The following is a 16,593-nucleotide window of genomic DNA, read 5'->3' on the forward strand; positions in this document are numbered from 1 at the left end:
GGGGCGGCGGGGGCCGCGTCAGCAGGAGCAGCGGCAGGGGCCGCGTCGCTCGGCGGGGCCGCGGCTGCCGGGGCCACCTCGCTCGGCGCGGGGGCGGCGGCGGGGGTCTGGGCGAAGGCCGGGGCGATCAGCCCGGCAGCGAGCGCGGCGCCCAGAAGAACCTCAGGAAATCTCGACATTTTCCACCTTCCCATCCGCGGCGACGTGCCAGGTCTGGATGCCGTTGTTGTGATAGACCGAGCGCAGCCCGCGGATCTCGCGCAGCGCGTCCTTGGTCGGCTGGACGTAGCCGGTCGCGTCAATGCAGCGCGACTGGATCAGCATCTCGGACCCGTCCCACTCGTGATCGAGGTAGAAGCGGTGCAGCGACAGCGGGTTGGCGTTCGGCACCAGCCGCGCCTCGCGCCAGCTCTTGCCACCGTCGAGCGTCACGTCCACCCGCGTGATCGCACCGCGGCCCGACCAGGCGAGGCCGGTGATGACCAGCGGCCCCTTGCCGTGGGTGATCGGCGCCTGCGGGCTGGGCGAGGTCACGACGGACTTGGCATCCATCACCCAGGTCCACTTGCGCGAGGTGCCGTCGGCCAGCGTGTCGGTGTATTTCGACGTCTCCTCGCGGCTTTCCCACGGCTGGTCGCCGAGCTCGATCCGGCGCAGCCACTTGATCCACATATTGCCTTCCCACCCCGGCACGACGAGCCGGACGGGATAGCCATGTTCCTTGCGCAGCGCCTCGCCATTGGCCTTGAAGGCCACCAGCACGTCGTCGAGCATCTTTTCCAGCGGGAAGCTGCGGGCGTTCGAGGACGCATCGGCGCCCTCGGCCAGCACCCACTTGGCCTCGGGCTTCACCCCCGCCTCTTCGAGCAGCAGGCGCAGCGGCACGCCCGTGTATTCCATGTTGTGGATCATGCCGTGGGTGTATTGCGCGCCGTTCAGTTGCGCGCCGCCCCACTCCATCCCGCTGTTGGCGGCACATTCGAGGAAGCAGGTGACGTTCTGGCGCGGGAAGCGCTCGAGGTCGTCGTAGGTGAAGACCAGCGGACGCTCGACCAGGCCGTTGATCATCAGCCGGTAGTCGGGCTTCGACAGCTCGATGGCGCCCGAGTGGTGACGCTCGAAGGCGCAGCCGGCCGGGGTGATGGTGCCGTCGAGCGCGTGGATCGGGGTGAAGTTGATCGACGAGATCACGTCGGCCGTCAGCCACGAGACGGTGCGGCGGATGACGTCATCCTCGAAATGGATCGGCATCCCGTAGGGGTGCGCGTCCACCCCGTCGCCGAACCCCGAGGCCCAGTGCTGCACCTCGGTGATGAGCGGGTCGGGCCCGCCCTCGGCCCGCGCCGCGGCGGGGACGAACGAGGTCGCGGCCAGCCCCGCGCCCGAGGCGAGGGTGGTGGTCAGGAAGCGCCGCCGGGAGGCAGAGGTCGCGGTGGTATCGTGGGTCATTCGGATCACCCTCCTGTCACGGTGACGGTGGTGCGCGGGTCCACCCGCACGGTGCCGGTCTTGCGGATATGGGCCTCGATCACGTCCCAGATCTGCGGACCCTCGGTGCCTTCGTTGACGCTCGCCCAACCGCCGACCGTGTAGCTCTTGGCGGGGTCGATCGCCTCGCCCGTGTCGGTCAGGGTCAGGGCCGAGATCCGCTCGCCCATCGGCTTGGCGATGTCGATGGCGTAGCTGAGGCCCCCCACCCGCACCATGTCGCCGCCCTGCTGATAGTAGGGATCGGGGTTGAAGATGTTGTCGGCCACGTCCTCAAGCACGGTCTTGAGCATCTCGCCCGACATCTCGTTGCGATAGACCTGGCCGTAGGTCATCGAGCAGGCGTTGTGGATGTCCTCGCGGGTGATGTCGTCGCCGGGGATCAGCGACGGTCCCCAGCGCACCCCGGGCGACAGCGCGATCTGGGCGTCACGCTCGGACCGGATGGCGTCGCAGATCAGGTCGTCCCAGGTGCCGTTGAAGTTGCCGCGGCGGTAGAGCAGGCTTTCGGTCTTGGCCACCACCTCCTCCAGCTCGGCCTTGAAGGGCGCGCGCTCGGTCTCGATCAGGCTCGCCATCTCGGCGTCGGGGGTGATGACGTCCGAGAAGATCGGGATCAGCTTGTGGCGGAAGCCCATCATCCGCCCGTCGCGCACGTCCAGATCGACGCGGCTGACGAACTTGCCGTTCGACCCCGAGGCGATCAGGATCGTCTCGCCCACCAGCACCGGCTCGGGCATCGCGTCGTGGGTGTGGCCGGTCAGGATCACGTCGATGCCCTTTACCCGGCCGGCCATCTTGTGATCGACGTCGAAGCCGTTGTGCGAGAGGCAGACGACCAGATCGACCTTTTCGGTCCCGCGCAGCTCGTCCACGACGGCCTGCATCCGCTCTTCGCGGATGCCGAAGCTGTAGTCGGGGAACATCCACTTGGGGTTGGCGATCGGCATGTAGGGGAAGGCCTGGCCGATCACGCCGACCCGGACGCCGGCCTTCTCGATGATCGTGTAGGGGTCGAAGGCGGGCTCGTCCCATTCCACGTCGAAGATGTTGGCGCCGAGGAAGGGGAAGGGCAGCGCGTCCACGATCTCCTTCACGCGGTCCTGGCCGAAGGTCCATTCCCAGTGGCTGGTCATCCCCTCGACGCCGAGCGCGTTCATGACATTGACCATGTCCTGGCCCTTGGTCCTGAGCGAGGTCATCGACCCGTGCCATGTGTCGCCGCCGTCGAGCAGGATCGAGTCCGGTCGCGCGGCGCGGATCGCCTTGACCACCGTGGCGACCCGGTCCATGCCGCCCATCCGCCCGTAGGTCCGGGCCAGCGCGGCGAAATCCTCGTGCGTCAGCGCATAGGCGTCGGGTGAGCCGGGGGCGATGCCGAACATCTCGAGAAACGCCTTGCCGGTGACGTGCGGCGGGCGGCCGGCAGCCTCGCCCACGCCGATGTTCACCTCGGGCTCGCGGAACCAGATCGGCTTGAGCTGGGCGTGAATGTCGGTGACGTGGATCAGGGTCAGGTTGCCGAAATCCTCGAACTCCAGCAGCCTGTCCTGCGTCAGCGCCTGCTGCGCGGCCAGCCGGCCCCAGTTGCCGTGGCCGCTGAGGCCCCAGAGCGCCGAGGTGGCGAGCGCGGCCTGCAGGAACTCTCGCTTGGTGATCATGGGTCATGCTCCGTCATGGCCGCGCGCGCGGGGCGTGCGGCCGTGGGGTTGATGGCCGCGGGGTGCAGGGCCACCCCGCCGCGCGCGTCCGAAATGGGCTGCGTCCGTCAGTGACGGACCGACACGCCCTCGACCGGCAGGCCTGCGCCGCGCGAGGCGACATAGAGCTCGAGCGCCCGGAACTCGGGCGAGCCGGCGGCAAAGGTCTCGGCCCGCGTGTCGCGCACGCAGCCGACGAAGCGCTGGTGGATCGAGACCATGCCGGCGTCCTTGAGCCGGTAGGTCGGGAAGCCGTTGATCTGGCCCTGCGACAGGTGGTCGGCGCGGATCATGTCGCCGGCGTGCTGCTCATGGCAGTTGGCGCAGGCAAGCTCGAGCTGGCCGTAGCGGGTGTAGTAGATCTCCTTGCCCTTCTCCCAGTAGCTCTGGGCCGGGCCGTCGGTCTTGACCGCCACCGGCATCCCGCGCGACTGCATCGAGATCGCCGCGGTCATGTTCTTCATCTCCTGGCTGTTCCACTTCCACTCGTCGGCGCCCATGCGGGTGGTGCGGCAGTTGTTGACGAAGTTCTCGAGCGACCAGAGGTCGTCGCCCTTTTCGTTCATCTTCGGCATCGCGGCGCGCACGCCCTTCATCGACTCGATGCCGTTGTGACAGTTGGCGCAGGACTTGCCTTGGGTGCCCTCGACGGCATCCCAGGCCGCAAGGCCACTGTCCACGAACACCATGCCGGGGTTCGAGAAGTCGTCGGACTGCATCGCCCGCGTGTCAGGGTCGCGGTAGGCGTGGCCCGAGATCACCTCGGGGAAGGTGTCCTTGAGAAACTCGGGCGCCGGCGCCCTGAGCGGCAGCACGACCTCGCCGCCGTTGATCGACAGCTCCTTGTCCTCGATCGGGTCGGCCTGCGCCGCCGCCGTCGAGAGAATCACCGCGGCGAGCGCGGCAGCGGCGAATTTCCTGGTCATGACGTTCCCCCTGTCGATGGTCTGGCTGCTGCCGGTGTCCGGCGCTTGGCTTTGTGGGCGGGGCCGCGGGTGGCCGCGGCCCGCGCAGGTCAGGCGACCTCGATCGACTGCTTCTCCTCGTAGACCGAGCCGTCGTCGTCGTGCCAGGTGAAGGTGAACTCGCCCGATTTCTCGACCTTCACGTCGAATTCGAAATACGGGTTGGTCGAGATCGCCGGCTCCATCTTCACGTCGATGACGTTCTCGCCGGCGAAATCCACCACGAAGCGGTTGATGATCTCGCGCGGGATGAGCTTGCCGTCGGCATCCTTGCGCTGCCCGGATTCCATCGGGTGGCTGATGAGGGTCTTGAGGTTGATGACCTCGCCGGGCTTCGCGGTCTTGGGCACGCGCACCCGCGGTCTGACGTCCTTGGCCATGTTCTTCTCCTGTAATTCCTGGATCGGGGCGGGCGGTCAGCCGCCGCAGCCGCCGATCGTGACCTTCACGTTCGACTTGGCCTGGGCGAAGTTGCCGTCGGCCAGCTTGGCGATGGCCACCACGTCCTGGGTCTTGGCCAGCCGGATGCGGGTGGCGAGGGCGTGCTTGCCGGCGGCGGGGCCGAAGCTGGCCACCATGACGCCCGGCGTCGGGTTGCCGGTGGCAAGCATCAGGATCTCGGTCGCGCCCTCGGCCTCGACCGAGACGGGGACGGTGTTGCCGTTCTCGGCGATCTCGGGGGCGGTCAGGCGGATGCCCTCGGTCCCCGGCTCCTTCCCGCCGGTGAACTCGGCGATCCATTCATCGACGGTCTTGACCGCGGCCGGCTCGGCCGGGGCGGCGGCGGCCGCGTCGGCGGCGGGCGCGGGGGCGGCGGCCTGGGCGAGGGCCTGTCCGGCCCCGGCGAGGCCGAAGCCGGCGGCGCCGAGGATCAGCGCCTTGCGTCGATTCAATTCCATGCGTCAGTCTCCTTCAGGTCGGGCGCGGGGGCGGCGTGCACGGCCGGCCTGCGCCTGGCGATCACTTGAGCGTCATCAGATAGGCCACCACATCCTCGATCTGCTGGGCGTCGAGGATCGGCGGCAGCGGCCCCTCGGGCGCCTTGCCGGTGTAGGCGGCGCCGGGGCGGACATAGCCTTCGGTCTTGTAGAACGAGGGCATCATCGAGTCCGGGAAGGTCTGCTTGGCGTCCATGACGATGCCGCGCAGATGCGCCTCGTCATAGCGCTCGGCCGCGCCGCCGAGCGAGGGGCCGATGTTGCCCTGGAAATCGACCTCGGGCATCGAGGGGATCTCGTGGCAGGCCACACAGTTGCCCAGCGAGTTCGTCGACATGATCTTGTAGCCCGACTCGACGTTGCCGGGTGTCCCGGTCAGCGACTGCGCCACCGAGCCGTGGTCGTACTGGACCGACGAGGGGGCGGGCGCCTCGGCCGCGAGGGACGGGCCTGCGGCGAGCATCCCGGCCACCGCGAGGGTAAGCGCAGACCCCACGCGCGACACCGGATCGCCGGCCGGACCAGAGCCGATTCGGCAGACGTTTCCTGTGACAAATCGTAGCATGCGGCTCCTCCCCTAGGCGCTGGCTAGGGGAATCATATGCAAGTTTCGCGACGTGACGCAAACGAAACTATGATCGGCGCGAGAATTCTTGCGACGATTTGTCCGGGTCGTCAGGGGCAGGACGGAATTTTTCCTGCCCTCGCAGGGTTTCCCGGAAATCGAGGCGGGGCAGAGGCCAGCGCGCCCCCTGCCCCGCCCCTCGTCACCAGACGAAATCGGTATGGTCGAGCGTATTGGCGCGCGTCCACTCGATGACCAGCGAATGCCCGTTCATCTGGAACAGCGTGTGGTTCCCCGATTGCGTCAGCCGGGCCGAAACATCGGCCCAGCGATCGAGCCCGGCGAACCCGCTGAGGTCGATCACGTCGGCCGACCGGTCGAAATTGCGGATCCGGTCGGCGCCCGAGGAAAACACAAAACGATCCGCGCCGATTCCCCCACGCAGCAGGTCATTGCCGGCTCCGCCATCGAGCAGGTCTGTGCCGCCCTGCGCCGCGAGGTCGTCGTTGCCGTCACCGCCGTAGATTCGGTCGTTGCCCGATCCTCCGATCAGGATGTCGTGGCCTGCCCCGCCCTGCATCGTGTCGTGGCCGTCGTCGCCGAACAGCCGGTCGCCGCCCTCGCCCCCCGAGAGATTGTCGTTGCCACCGCGCCCGGCCATCGAGTCCGACCCCGCGGCCCCGATCACCGTGTCGTTTCCGCTGCCCCCGGTGATCACGTCGTTGCCCGATCCGCCGTCGAGCAGGTTCGCGCCCCCCTCGTCGCTCAACTGGTCGTCCCCGAACTCACCACGCAGCTGGTCATTGCCTGCACCGCCGTTCATCCGGTCGTTGCCGGCCCCACCACGCAGTTCGTCATCACCAGCCCCGCCGATCAGCAGATCGTTGCCGTCCCCGCCGTTCAGCCGGTCGGCGCCACCCTGCCCTTCGAGGCTGTCGTTGCCCGCCCGGCCCTCGATCAGATCGCCACCTTCGCCGCCGATCAGGCGGTTGGCGACCGTGTTGCCCAGCAGGGTATCGTTTCCGGTCCCGCCTGTTGCATGCTCGATCACAGTTCCGGGGACGATGTGCATGTTTCCGATCCCGCCGAGCACGTTGGACAGTGCGCCGGGGTTGAGGTCGATCCGCTGTGCCGCGCCGGAACCGGCAAAGTTGGCGTGATCCGTCCCGCCATCGTCCACGACAAGAAAAGTCACCCGACCACCCAGCCGGGCGGCTTGATCAAGAGATCCTCCCGCCGTCGAGCCGAAACCGTAGGTCGTATTGCCAAGGTGCATCTCCGGCGCGCCGTACATCGTATCGAGCGCAAGGAAGTCGGCCAGCATCGGCGTGAGGTTATACGCCTTCGTGGCGTCGATCACCGTGTTCTCGACCTGGTCGAAATACGACATGATGGTCAGCTGCCAGCTGTCGTTGGCGATGGCCGAATCCGGGAAGTTCCGGATGGTCCCGTAATCCTGCGGATGCCCCAGTCCCAGCGCGTGCAGCGTTTCGTGCACATAGGTCCGGAACGCGAAGCTGCCGTAGCCGTCACCCGGGCCCACCCGTTCGGACCCGATGCGGATCACGGCCGAATTGATCGTGGTGCCGGTCGCACTCGTCTGCGTGTTCGCACGGCTGCCGTCGTTCAGATAGGTGATCGTCGCCCGTCCCGTCGTCTCGACGAAGCGCAGCCCGGTCATCGCCGCGACCTCGGCCATGGCATTGCGCGCCAGGCCCTTCTCCTGCGCAGTCAGGTCCGTGAGATTCACCGAAACCGCCTCGTCGGCGGTGCGCCGGATGGTGCGGGTGACACCGTCGCCGTAGGCGCTGGTCATCAGGGTCCGGGCAAGCTGCTCGGGCGTATAGGTTTGCATGAAACAGTCGTCCTGCTGTGGGGGATCGTGAAAGACGTCACCCCAAACGCTAGCACAGCCGTGCGTCTCGCCCAAAGGTAGAATGCGGCGCATTAGATCGATCCGTCTCCGCAGGAATAGGTCAGGCTTTCAGCTTTCTCGGAACCGAGCTAAGACCGAACACATAGTGATCAGGAGATGTGATGCGCCGACTGCCCGCCGCGCCCGACTGGATGCGCAGCTACGACCGCGCGACGCTGGCCGATGACGCGCTCGCGGCGCTGATCGTCACGCTGATGCTGATCCCGCAGTCGCTGGCCTATGCGATCCTGGCCGGGCTGCCGCCGCAGGCGGGGATCTATGCCTCGATCGTGCCGATCCTGCTCTACGCGCTGCTGGGCAGCTCGCGGGTGCTCGCGGTCGGGCCGGTCGCGGTGATCTCGCTCATGACGGCGTCGGCGGTGGGCGGGGTGGCGGCACAGGGGACGGCCGACTATGCGGCGGCGGCGCTGACGCTCGCGCTGCTTTCTGGGGTGATCCTGCTGGCGCTCGGGGTTCTGCGGCTCGGGATGCTGGCCAACTTCCTCAGCCATCCGGTGATCTCGGGGTTCATCACCGCCTCGGGGATTCTGATCGCGGTCAGCCAGCTCAAGGACCTGCTCGGGGTGCCGTCGGGCGGCCACACCCTGCCCGAGATGCTCGCCGCGCTGGTGCGCGGGCTGGGTGCCGCGAACCCGTGGACGGCGGTCATCGGGCTCACGGCGGTCGGGTTCCTGGTCTGGGTGAGGCGGTCGATGAAGCGGACGCTGATCGCCCGCGGGGTGCGGCCGCGGCTGGCCGACATGGCCACCAAGGCGGGGCCGGTGGCGGCGGTCGTCGTCTCGACGCTCGCGGTGACGCTCTTCGGGCTGGACGCGCGCGGGGTCGCGGTGGTGGGCGACGTGCCGCGTGGGCTGCCGCCGCTGACGACCCCGCCGCTGACGCTCGAGCTGATCCGCGCGCTGTTCCTGCCGGCGGTGCTGATCTCGATCATCGGCTTTGTCGAATCGATCTCGGTGGCCGAGACCCTCGCCGCGCGCCGCCGCCAGCGCATCGCGCCGAACCGCGAGCTGATCGCGCTCGGCGCCGCCAACATCGGCGCGGCGTTCAGCGGCGGCTATCCGGTCACCGGCGGCTTCGCCCGCTCGGTGGTGAACGCCGACGCCGGGGCCCGGACCCAGGCGGCAGGCGCGATGACGGCTGAGGCGCTGGCGCTGTCGGCGCTGCTGCTGACCCCGCTCGTCCACGACCTGCCGCGGGCGACGCTGGCCGCGACGATCATCGTCGCGGTGCTGAGCCTCGTGGACCTCTCGATCCTGCGCAAGACGTGGCGCTATGCCCGCAGCGACTTCGTCGCCGTGGCCGCGACCATCGTGCTGACGCTGCTGCTGGGGGTTGAGACGGGGGTGGCCTCGGGGGTGGTGCTCTCGATCCTCTTGCACCTCTACAAGACCTCGCGCCCGCACGTGGCCGAGGTCGGGCTGATGCCGGGGACCGAGCATTTCCGCAACATCGACCGCCACGCGGTGGCCACCCAGCCGCACATCCTGAGCCTGCGGATCGACGAGAGCCTCTATTTCGTCAACGCCCGCTTCCTCGAAGAGATGATCCTGCACCGCCTCGATCGCCGGCCCGAGGTGACCGACGTGGTGCTGATCTGCTCGGCCGTGAACGCCATCGACTTCTCGGCGCTCGAGACGCTGGAGGAGGTGAACCGGCAGCTCGCCGAGCGGGGGGTGCGGCTGCATCTCTCCGAGATCAAGGGGCCGGTGATGGACCGGCTGGCGCGCACCCGGCTGCTGCGCGAGTTGAGCGGCAAGGTCTATCTGTCGCAGCATCAGGCGTGGACGGACCTCACCCACGGCCGAAAGTGAATGACGAATTAATGCACTAGCTCTGCTAACCGAATCTCAAGGGTTAGCGCCTAGCCTTCAAGGCAGCGCGATTCGTTTGAGGTTCCCATGTCCACCCAGGCCTTCACCCACCCCGACCTCACCCAGGCCATGACGGCCATCGAAGCGGTGCAGTCGGTGATCTGCTTCACCGCCGAGGGCATCATCACGGCGGTCAATGACAACTACCTGCGGCTTTCGGGCTATGAGCGAGCCGAGCTGATCGGCCAGCCGCTGTCCCGGATGATCGACCCCCGCGACATGCAGAGCGCCATGCAGGCCGATTTCTGGTCCCAGATCCGCGCCGGCATCCCGCAGAAAGGAGAGTACCGCCGCATCACCAAGTCCGGCGAACCCTTCTGGATCGCTGCGGTCTGCACGCCGATCAGGGACGAGCGCGGCATCGTCACGCACGTGGCGGCCTTCGGCACCGACATCACCGCCGCCAAGCGCGAGGCGGATCTTTCGACCGCCAAGTTCCAGGCCCTCAGCCGCACCCAGGCGGTGATCGAGTTCACCCCCAGTGGCGACATCCTCGACGCGAACGAGAACTTCCTCGCCGCGCTCGGCTATCGGCTCAGCGACATCAAGGGCCGCCACCACCGGATGTTCATGCCGCCGGCCGACGCCAACCGGCCCGAATACCGCGACTTCTGGGACAAGCTGGCCAGCGGCGGCTCGCACAGCGGCGAGTTCCGGCGGGTGCGCAGCGACGGCACCGACATCTGGATCCTCGGCAGCTACGTCGCGGTGATGGACACCAACGGCAAGGTCGCCTCGGTCATCAAGATGGCCCTCGACGTGACCGAGCGGAAGATCTTCATGAACGAGCTCATCGCCGGGATGGGCCATGTGAAGGAGGGCAACCTGACCCACAGGGTCAGCGTCGCGGCGGGCAGCACCTTCCGGCCGGTCGCCGACATGTTCAACGAGACCACGACCGAGCTCGAGGACATGATCTCCGAGGTGCGCAACCGGGCCGGGGTGATGAACGACGAGGCGGTGCAGATCGCCCGCGGCGCCGGCGATCTGGCGCGACGCGGCGAGACCCAGGCCGCCTCGCTCGAGCAGACTGCGGCGGCGGTCGAGGAGATCTCGGGCAACATCACCATGACCAGCCAGTCCGCGCAGCAGGCCGACGCCGCCGCCCGCGAGGCCCTCGCGGTGGTGCTCAAGGGGGCGGCCGTGGTGTCCGACGCCATCGCCGCGATTGAGCGGATCGACGAGCACACCAAGCAGATGGGCGAGTTCACCCGCGTCATCGAGGGCTTCGCCTTCCAGACCAACCTGCTGTCGATCAACGCGGCGGTCGAGGCGGCGCGGGCAGGTGAGGTCGGGCGCGGCTTTGCCGTCGTCGCCAACGAGGTCCGCAACCTCGCGCAGCAGTCGGCCAAGGCCTCTCAGAACATCGCCGACCTGATCGGCAAGAGCGAGACCGAGGTGAAGGCCGGGGTGCGGCTGGCGCGTGACGCGGGCGTGTCGCTGAACCAGATCCAGACCGCGGTCGGCGGGGTGGTCGAGAACATCACCGGCATCGCCCATGCGACCTCCGAGCAGTCGACCGGGGTGCGCGAGGTCTCGTCGGCGCTCGCCCAGCTCGACAGCGTGAACCAGGCGAACCTCTCGATGTCCGAGCAATATGCGGCCGCGGCTGCGGCGCTCTCGTCGCAGGTCGAAGAGCTGGGGCGGATGATGGACCGCTTCCACACCGCGGTGGACGTCCCGGCCAAGGGCGCGGTCCGGCGCGTCGCCTGAGACGTGTGGCCTGACACTATGCCGCCGGGGCCTGTCCAGGCCCCGGCCTTCCACTTGACGACGGTGGCGCCGCTCAGCCCTCGCGCGGCCCCAAGGACCGCGCGGGGGCCGTCACCCGCGCAGGGTGCCGCCGGTGGCTTTGGCGACCTTCTCGACGATGCGGGCCGAGACGGCCTCGAGGTCGGCTTCGGTCAGCGTCCGGTCCCGCGGTTGCAGGCGGGCGGTGATCGCCACCGATTTCTTGCCCGGCCCCATCTGCGCCTCGGCGCGCTCGCCGCGGAACTCGTCGAAGACCGCGACCCGGGAGATCAGTGCCTTGTCGGCCCCCTGCGCCGCGTTGACGATCGTCGCAGCCTCGACCCGCTCGTCCACCACGAAGGCGAAGTCGCGGTCCACCGGCTGCAGGTCGCTCGCACCCAAGGCCGGGCGGGTGGGGGCGCGGGTCTTCGGCAGCGGCACGTTCGCGAGCTGCACGGTGAACGCAACCGCCGGCCCCTTGAGGTCGAACTGGCGCAGCACCCGCGGGTGCAGCTCGCCGAAGGTCGCCAGCCGGTTGGGGCCAAGCTGGATGTTGCCCGCGCGGCCGGGGTGCCACCAGCCGTCGAGCTTGCGGTCGATCTGCGCCCGCGCTGGCGCGCCGACGGCGGCGAGGATCGCCTCGGCGTCGGTCTTGGCATCGAAGGCGTCGACCGGGCGGCGGCTGCCGAAGGGATCGCGCGGGGCGCTCGCCCCGACCAGAAGGCCGGAGAGCTGCACCGCCTGCTCGCCCGGCTCGCCGCCCGAGAACACCGGGCCGATCTCGAACAGCGAAAGGTCCATGAACCCGCGCGCCTGGTTGCGCGCCGCGGCCGCCAGCAGCCCGGGCAGCAGGTCGGGGCGCAGATGGGTCATTTCCGAGCTGATCGGGTTCTCGATCCGCACCGCCGCCTCGCCGCCGCCGAACAGCCGTGCGGCGCCTTCGTCGATGAAGCTGTAGGTCACGCACTCGTTGTAGCCGAGCGCCGCCGCGGTCCGCCGCGCCGCACCTTCCCGGCGCTGGAGCGGCGTCAGCACCGGCTGCGGCACCCCGGCGCGCGGACGCGGCAGCGGCTGGCCCTCGAGCCGGCTGAGCGAGGCGATGCGGGCGATCTCTTCGACCAGATCGGCCTCGCCCTGCACGTCCGGGCGCCACGAGGGCACCGACGCCATGTCGCCGTCGAGCACGAACCCGAGCGATTCCAGCGTCCTGCGCTGCTCGTCCTCGGGGATGTCCATCCCCACCAGCCGCTGCGTCCGCGCCGGGTCAAGCCGGTAGGCGCGGGCGGTGTCGGGGGCGGCGCCGGCCTCGACCACGTGGCCCGGCTCGCCGCCGCAGAGGTCGAGGATCAGTTGCGTCGCCAGCTCAAGCCCGTCGCGGGTGAAGGCCGGGTCCACCCCGCGCTCGAAGCGGTAGCGGGCGTCCGAGTTGATGCGCAGCGCCCGCCCGGTCGCCGCGATCCCGATCGGCTGCCAGTAGGCGCTTTCGAGGAACACGTCCGTCGTCGCCTCGGTCACGCCCGAGGCCTCGCCGCCCATGATCCCGGCAAGGCTTTCGGGCCCGTGGTCGTCCGCGATGACCAGATCGCCCGCGCGCAGCGCGTAGGTTTTGCCGTCGAGCGCGAGCAGGCTCTCGCCCTCGGCCGCGCCGCGCACCACCAGATCGCCCGCGACCTTGCCCGCGTCGAAGACGTGCAGCGGGCGGTTGAGGTCGAAGGTAAAGAGGTTGGTGATGTCCACCAGCGCCGAAATCGGCCGCAGCCCGATGGCGCGCAGCCGCTGCTGCAGCCAGGCGGGCGAGGGGCCGTTGGTCACGCCGCGGATCAGCCGGCCGGTGAAATGCGGCGCCCGCTCGGCGACGTCCGCGGCGATGCGGACCCGCGGGGCGCTGTGGAAGCGGCCTTCGACCGGTGTCACCGACAGCGGCTTCAACGTCCCCAGCCCGCGCGCCGCGAGGTCGCGGGCGACGCCGCGGATGCCCAGCGCGTCGGGGCGGTTGGGGGTGATCTTGATCTCGATCACCGGGTCGATCTTTTCGGGCGCGTTGGCGGCCAGCCAGTCGGTGAAGCGGTCCCCGACCTCGCCCGAGGGCAGCTCGATGATGCCGTCGTGCTCGTCGCTGAGTTCCAGCTCGCGTTCCGAGGCCATCATCCCGTGGCTCTCGACGCCGCGGATCTTTCCGACGCCCAGCGTGGTGTCGATCCCGGGCACGTAGTCGCCGGGCTTGGCGAGCACGACGGTGATCCCCGCCCGCGCATTCGGCGCGCCGCAGACGATCTGCTTTTCGCCCTCGTCGGTCATCACCCGGCAGACCCGCAGCCGGTCGGCGTCGGGGTGCTGTTCGGCGTGGGTGACCTTGGCCAGCGTGAAAGGGGTCAGGCGGGCGGCGGGATCGTGGATGTCCTCGACCTCGAGCCCGAGGTCGGTCAGGGCATCGGCGATCTCGGCGACGGAGGCCGTGGTGTCGAGATGGTCACGGAGCCAGGAGAGGGTGAGTTTCATTTTTTCTTTATGCTCCTGACCGCGTATCCGTTTTTGCCGATTTCGCCTGTTCGTATATTTCTACGTAGTCAACTTTAGCCTCACGATAGCCACGAGAGAACGCCAACCCGGAAATTACCCCAAAGATGCCGCCTACTATAGTCGCTAGAAAATATATATAGACTGAAAATGGCCGAGCTTGCCCAATCTGCTGCGGAATGAGGTCAACCCGCTTAACCGGCGCGCTTCCGGAGAGAACATTTTCAAGGATTGCAGAAGAACCACCCCAAACCACGATCTCTACCACCTCCGCTTGCTCCAATGGCCGCACGGCAATAGAAAATCGTCCGGTCCTGTCTAGTTGATCTAATTTTTCGCCGGGAGGCGGCAGGAAAGTAGCGGGAACAGTGTGCTCTAACGGTGGCTGCGAAACGACGATCTGAATCGGTCCGGATGGTGCCGACCCATTGTTTTTCAGGTAGATTGTAAAATTTTCGCCGCTTTGTTCGGCGAATTTCAATGACTCCGGAATAACAGGATTTTCTTTCGTCGCAAATACGACCTCTGACTTCGGAGAGAATGGCCCTGGAACTCCTGCGAACAACCATACGATAAAGCCGCCAACTATCGCGCCAACGATTGCACCCCTCACCGCGACAACCCCCCGCTCACCGAAGGCACATCCCCCGCCGCAAACCCATAGTGCCGCAGCCACCGCAGATCGCTCTCAAAGAACGCCCGCAGGTCGGGAATCCCGTATTTCAGCATCGCGATCCGGTCGATCCCCATGCCGAAGGCGAACCCCTGCCACTCGGCCGGGTCCACCCCCGCCGCGGCCAGCACCTTGGGGTGCACCATCCCCGACCCGAGGATCTCGAGCCACGAGTCCCCCTCGCCGATCTTCAGCACCCCGCCGGACCAGTCGCAGCGGATGTCGACCTCGGCCGAGGGCTCGGTGAAGGGGAAATGCGAGGCGCGGAAGCGCAGCTCGACCGAGGGCACCTCGAAGAACGCGCGGCAGAACTCCTCCAGCGTCCATTTCAGGTTCGCCATCGAGATGTCGCGGCCGATCGCCAGCCCCTCGACCTGATGGAACATCGGCGTGTGGGTCTGGTCCATGTCCATGCGATAGACGCGACCCGGCGCGATCACCCGGATCGGCGCCCCCTGCGCCTGCATCGCCCGGATCTGCACGGGCGAAGTGTGGGTGCGCAGGACGTGCGGCGGGCGGGTATCGCCCTCGGCGCGGGCCATGAAGAAAGTGTCGTGCTCTTGCCGGGCGGGATGCTCGGGCGGGATGTTCAGCGCGTCGAAGTTGAACCAGTCGCTTTCCACCTGCGGCCCCTCGGCCACGGCAAAGCCCATGTCGGCGAAGATCGCCGTCACCTCGTCCATCACCTGGCTGACCGGGTGGATCGTCCCCGCGGGCCGGGGGCGGCCGGGCAGGGTCACGTCCAGCCACTCACCCGCCAGCCGCGCGTCCAGCGCCGCATCCTCGAGCGCCGTCTTGCGGGCGCGCAGGGCGGCGTCGATCTCGTCCTTCACACGGTTCAGCGCCGCGCCGCGGGTCTGCCGCTCCTCCGGGGTCATCCGGCCCAGCTCGCGCATCATCAGCGCGACCTCGCCCTTCTTGCCCAGCGCGGCAAGCCGCACCTCCTCGAGCGCCGGAGCGTCCGGGGCCTCGGCCACGCGGGAAAGCCAGCTTGCGCGCAGGGCGTCGGGATCGAGGGTCATGGCGGTCTCCGTGAATGCGGGCGCGGTCTAGCACGGTGGCGCGGGCCGGGAAAGCCGGGGCCGCACCGGCTCAGGGGGCAAAGATCAGCGCGATATAGGCGGCGAAGATGACCAGGTGCACCGCCCCGTGCAGGACGTTGGTGCGGCGCGCGCCGAAAGTCTGGATCGCGGCCAGCAGCGACAGCGCCAGCACCACCTGCTGCGCGGGCGGCAGGCCCAGCACCACCGCCTGCCCGGTGAAGACCCCGATGGCGAGCACCGCGGGCACCGTCATCCCGATGGTCGAGAGCGCCGCACCCAGCAGCAGGTTCACCGCGCGCTGCAGGCGGTTCCGCAGCGCCGCGCGGACCGCGCTCAACCCCTCGGCGGCCAGCACGATGGTCGCGATCACCACACCGCCCAGCGCCGAGGGCAGGCCGACCGCGCCGATGCCGTGATCGACGAGCTTCGCCAGCGGCTTCGACAGAAGCACGATGGGGATCAGCGTCGCCAGCAGCAGCCCGACATGGACGAGGGTCGGGTATTCGGCATGACGCTCGTCGCCGGTGTCCGGCTCCTCCGGCTCGACGAAGAAGCCGCGGTGGCGGACGGTCTGGATCGACAGGAACACGCCGTAGAGCGCCAGCGTCACGATCAGGAAGAACAGCGACTGGAACTCGGAAAAGCTCGGGGCGAAGGTCGAGGTGGTGTAGGCCGGCAGCACCAGCGAGAGCACCGCGAAGGGCACGATCACGATCAGGAAGGACCCCGCGCCGGCGAAATTGTAGTTCTGCTCGCCGAACCGCAGCGCCCCGAGCAGGAGCGACAGCCCGACGAGGCCGTTGAGCACGATCATCAGCACCGCGAACATCGTGTCGCGCGCCAGCGTGGGCGAGCCCTCGCCCGACAGCATGACCGAGGCGATCAGCGCCACCTCGATCGACACCACGGCGAGGGTCAGGATCAGCGTGCCGAAGGGCTCCCCCAGGCGTTCGGCCACTGCCTCGGCGTGGCGGACGACCCCGGCGGCGCCCCAGATCATGGCGCCGAAGAGGATGATGAAGCTGAGCACCATCCCCGCCCCGCCCGGCATCATCGCACCGAGGGGCGATCGTTCCAGCAGCAGCGCGACCAGCACGGCGATCAGCGGGCGTTCCTGCCAGACCTTGTTCATCATGTCGTGCCCTGCCCCCATCGCCGCCGTCCCT

13 protein-coding genes are annotated in these 16,593 nt (G+C 68.4%); 2 read left to right on the forward strand and 11 right to left on the reverse strand.

Annotated features, from left to right (window positions below; genetic code table 11):
- Positions 1–162 precede the first annotated feature (162 nt).
- The 7 genes from soxC to ACFHYO_RS00360 all read right to left on the reverse strand — a co-directional run bounded on the left by soxC (position 163) and on the right by ACFHYO_RS00360 (position 7,472).
- Positions 163–1,449, reverse strand: a complete 1,287-nt coding sequence (gene soxC / locus ACFHYO_RS00330; RefSeq protein WP_394317519.1) for a sulfite dehydrogenase — start codon at positions 1,447–1,449, stop codon at positions 163–165.
- Positions 1,450–1,454: 5 nt separating this feature from the next.
- Positions 1,455–3,149, reverse strand: a complete 1,695-nt coding sequence (gene soxB / locus ACFHYO_RS00335) for a thiosulfohydrolase SoxB (RefSeq protein WP_043132745.1) — start codon at positions 3,147–3,149, stop codon at positions 1,455–1,457.
- Between the two features lie 107 nt (positions 3,150–3,256).
- Entirely contained in the window at positions 3,257–4,114 is an 858-nt protein-coding gene (gene soxA, locus ACFHYO_RS00340) for a sulfur oxidation c-type cytochrome SoxA (RefSeq protein ID WP_036709879.1), read from the reverse strand.
- A gap of 89 nt (positions 4,115–4,203) precedes the next feature.
- On the reverse strand, positions 4,204–4,533 hold the full coding sequence (gene soxZ / locus ACFHYO_RS00345) for a thiosulfate oxidation carrier complex protein SoxZ (protein WP_036703056.1): 330 nt from the start codon (positions 4,531–4,533) through the stop codon (positions 4,204–4,206).
- Between the two features lie 36 nt (positions 4,534–4,569).
- On the reverse strand, positions 4,570–5,052 hold the full coding sequence (gene soxY, locus ACFHYO_RS00350) for a thiosulfate oxidation carrier protein SoxY (protein WP_074826163.1): 483 nt from the start codon (positions 5,050–5,052) through the stop codon (positions 4,570–4,572).
- Between the two features lie 61 nt (positions 5,053–5,113).
- Entirely contained in the window at positions 5,114–5,587 is a 474-nt protein-coding gene (gene soxX / locus ACFHYO_RS00355; protein WP_244960962.1) for a sulfur oxidation c-type cytochrome SoxX, read from the reverse strand.
- 271 nt (positions 5,588–5,858) lie between these two features.
- Positions 5,859–7,472 (reverse strand): M10 family metallopeptidase, encoded by a 1,614-nt coding sequence (locus ACFHYO_RS00360; RefSeq protein WP_394317522.1) that lies wholly within the window; start codon positions 7,470–7,472, stop codon positions 5,859–5,861.
- A 221-nt stretch (positions 7,473–7,693) separates the two neighbouring features.
- Between ACFHYO_RS00360 and ACFHYO_RS00365 the strand changes: the two genes are divergently transcribed.
- Both ACFHYO_RS00365 and ACFHYO_RS00370 read left to right on the forward strand, forming a co-directional pair.
- Positions 7,694–9,403, forward strand: a complete 1,710-nt coding sequence (locus ACFHYO_RS00365) for a SulP family inorganic anion transporter (RefSeq protein WP_394317524.1) — start codon at positions 7,694–7,696, stop codon at positions 9,401–9,403.
- 87 nt (positions 9,404–9,490) lie between these two features.
- Positions 9,491–11,176 (forward strand): methyl-accepting chemotaxis protein, encoded by a 1,686-nt coding sequence (locus ACFHYO_RS00370; RefSeq protein ID WP_036709875.1) that lies wholly within the window; start codon positions 9,491–9,493, stop codon positions 11,174–11,176.
- 111 nt (positions 11,177–11,287) lie between these two features.
- Here ACFHYO_RS00370 and pheT read toward each other — a convergent pair whose 3' ends face one another.
- From pheT to ACFHYO_RS00390, 4 genes are all read right to left on the reverse strand, one after another.
- Positions 11,288–13,693: a phenylalanine--tRNA ligase subunit beta gene (pheT, locus tag ACFHYO_RS00375; protein ID WP_394317526.1), complete on the reverse strand. Its 2,406-nt coding sequence runs from the start codon at positions 13,691–13,693 to the stop codon at positions 11,288–11,290.
- Positions 13,694–13,700: 7 nt separating this feature from the next.
- Entirely contained in the window at positions 13,701–14,324 is a 624-nt protein-coding gene (locus ACFHYO_RS00380; RefSeq protein WP_394317528.1) for a hypothetical protein, read from the reverse strand.
- On the reverse strand, positions 14,321–15,406 hold the full coding sequence (pheS, locus tag ACFHYO_RS00385) for a phenylalanine--tRNA ligase subunit alpha (RefSeq protein WP_036709871.1): 1,086 nt from the start codon (positions 15,404–15,406) through the stop codon (positions 14,321–14,323). Before pheS ends, ACFHYO_RS00380 begins: the two co-directional genes overlap by 4 nt.
- Positions 15,407–15,476: 70 nt before the next feature.
- Complete coding sequence (locus ACFHYO_RS00390) at positions 15,477–16,580, reverse strand: calcium:cation antiporter (protein ID WP_394317530.1); 1,104 nt, start codon at positions 16,578–16,580, stop codon at positions 15,477–15,479.
- Positions 16,581–16,593: the final 13 nt, after the last annotated feature.

The organism is Paracoccus panacisoli (genome assembly GCF_042435015.1).
In the GTDB taxonomy this organism is placed as follows: Bacteria; Pseudomonadota; Alphaproteobacteria; order Rhodobacterales; family Rhodobacteraceae; genus Paracoccus; species Paracoccus panacisoli.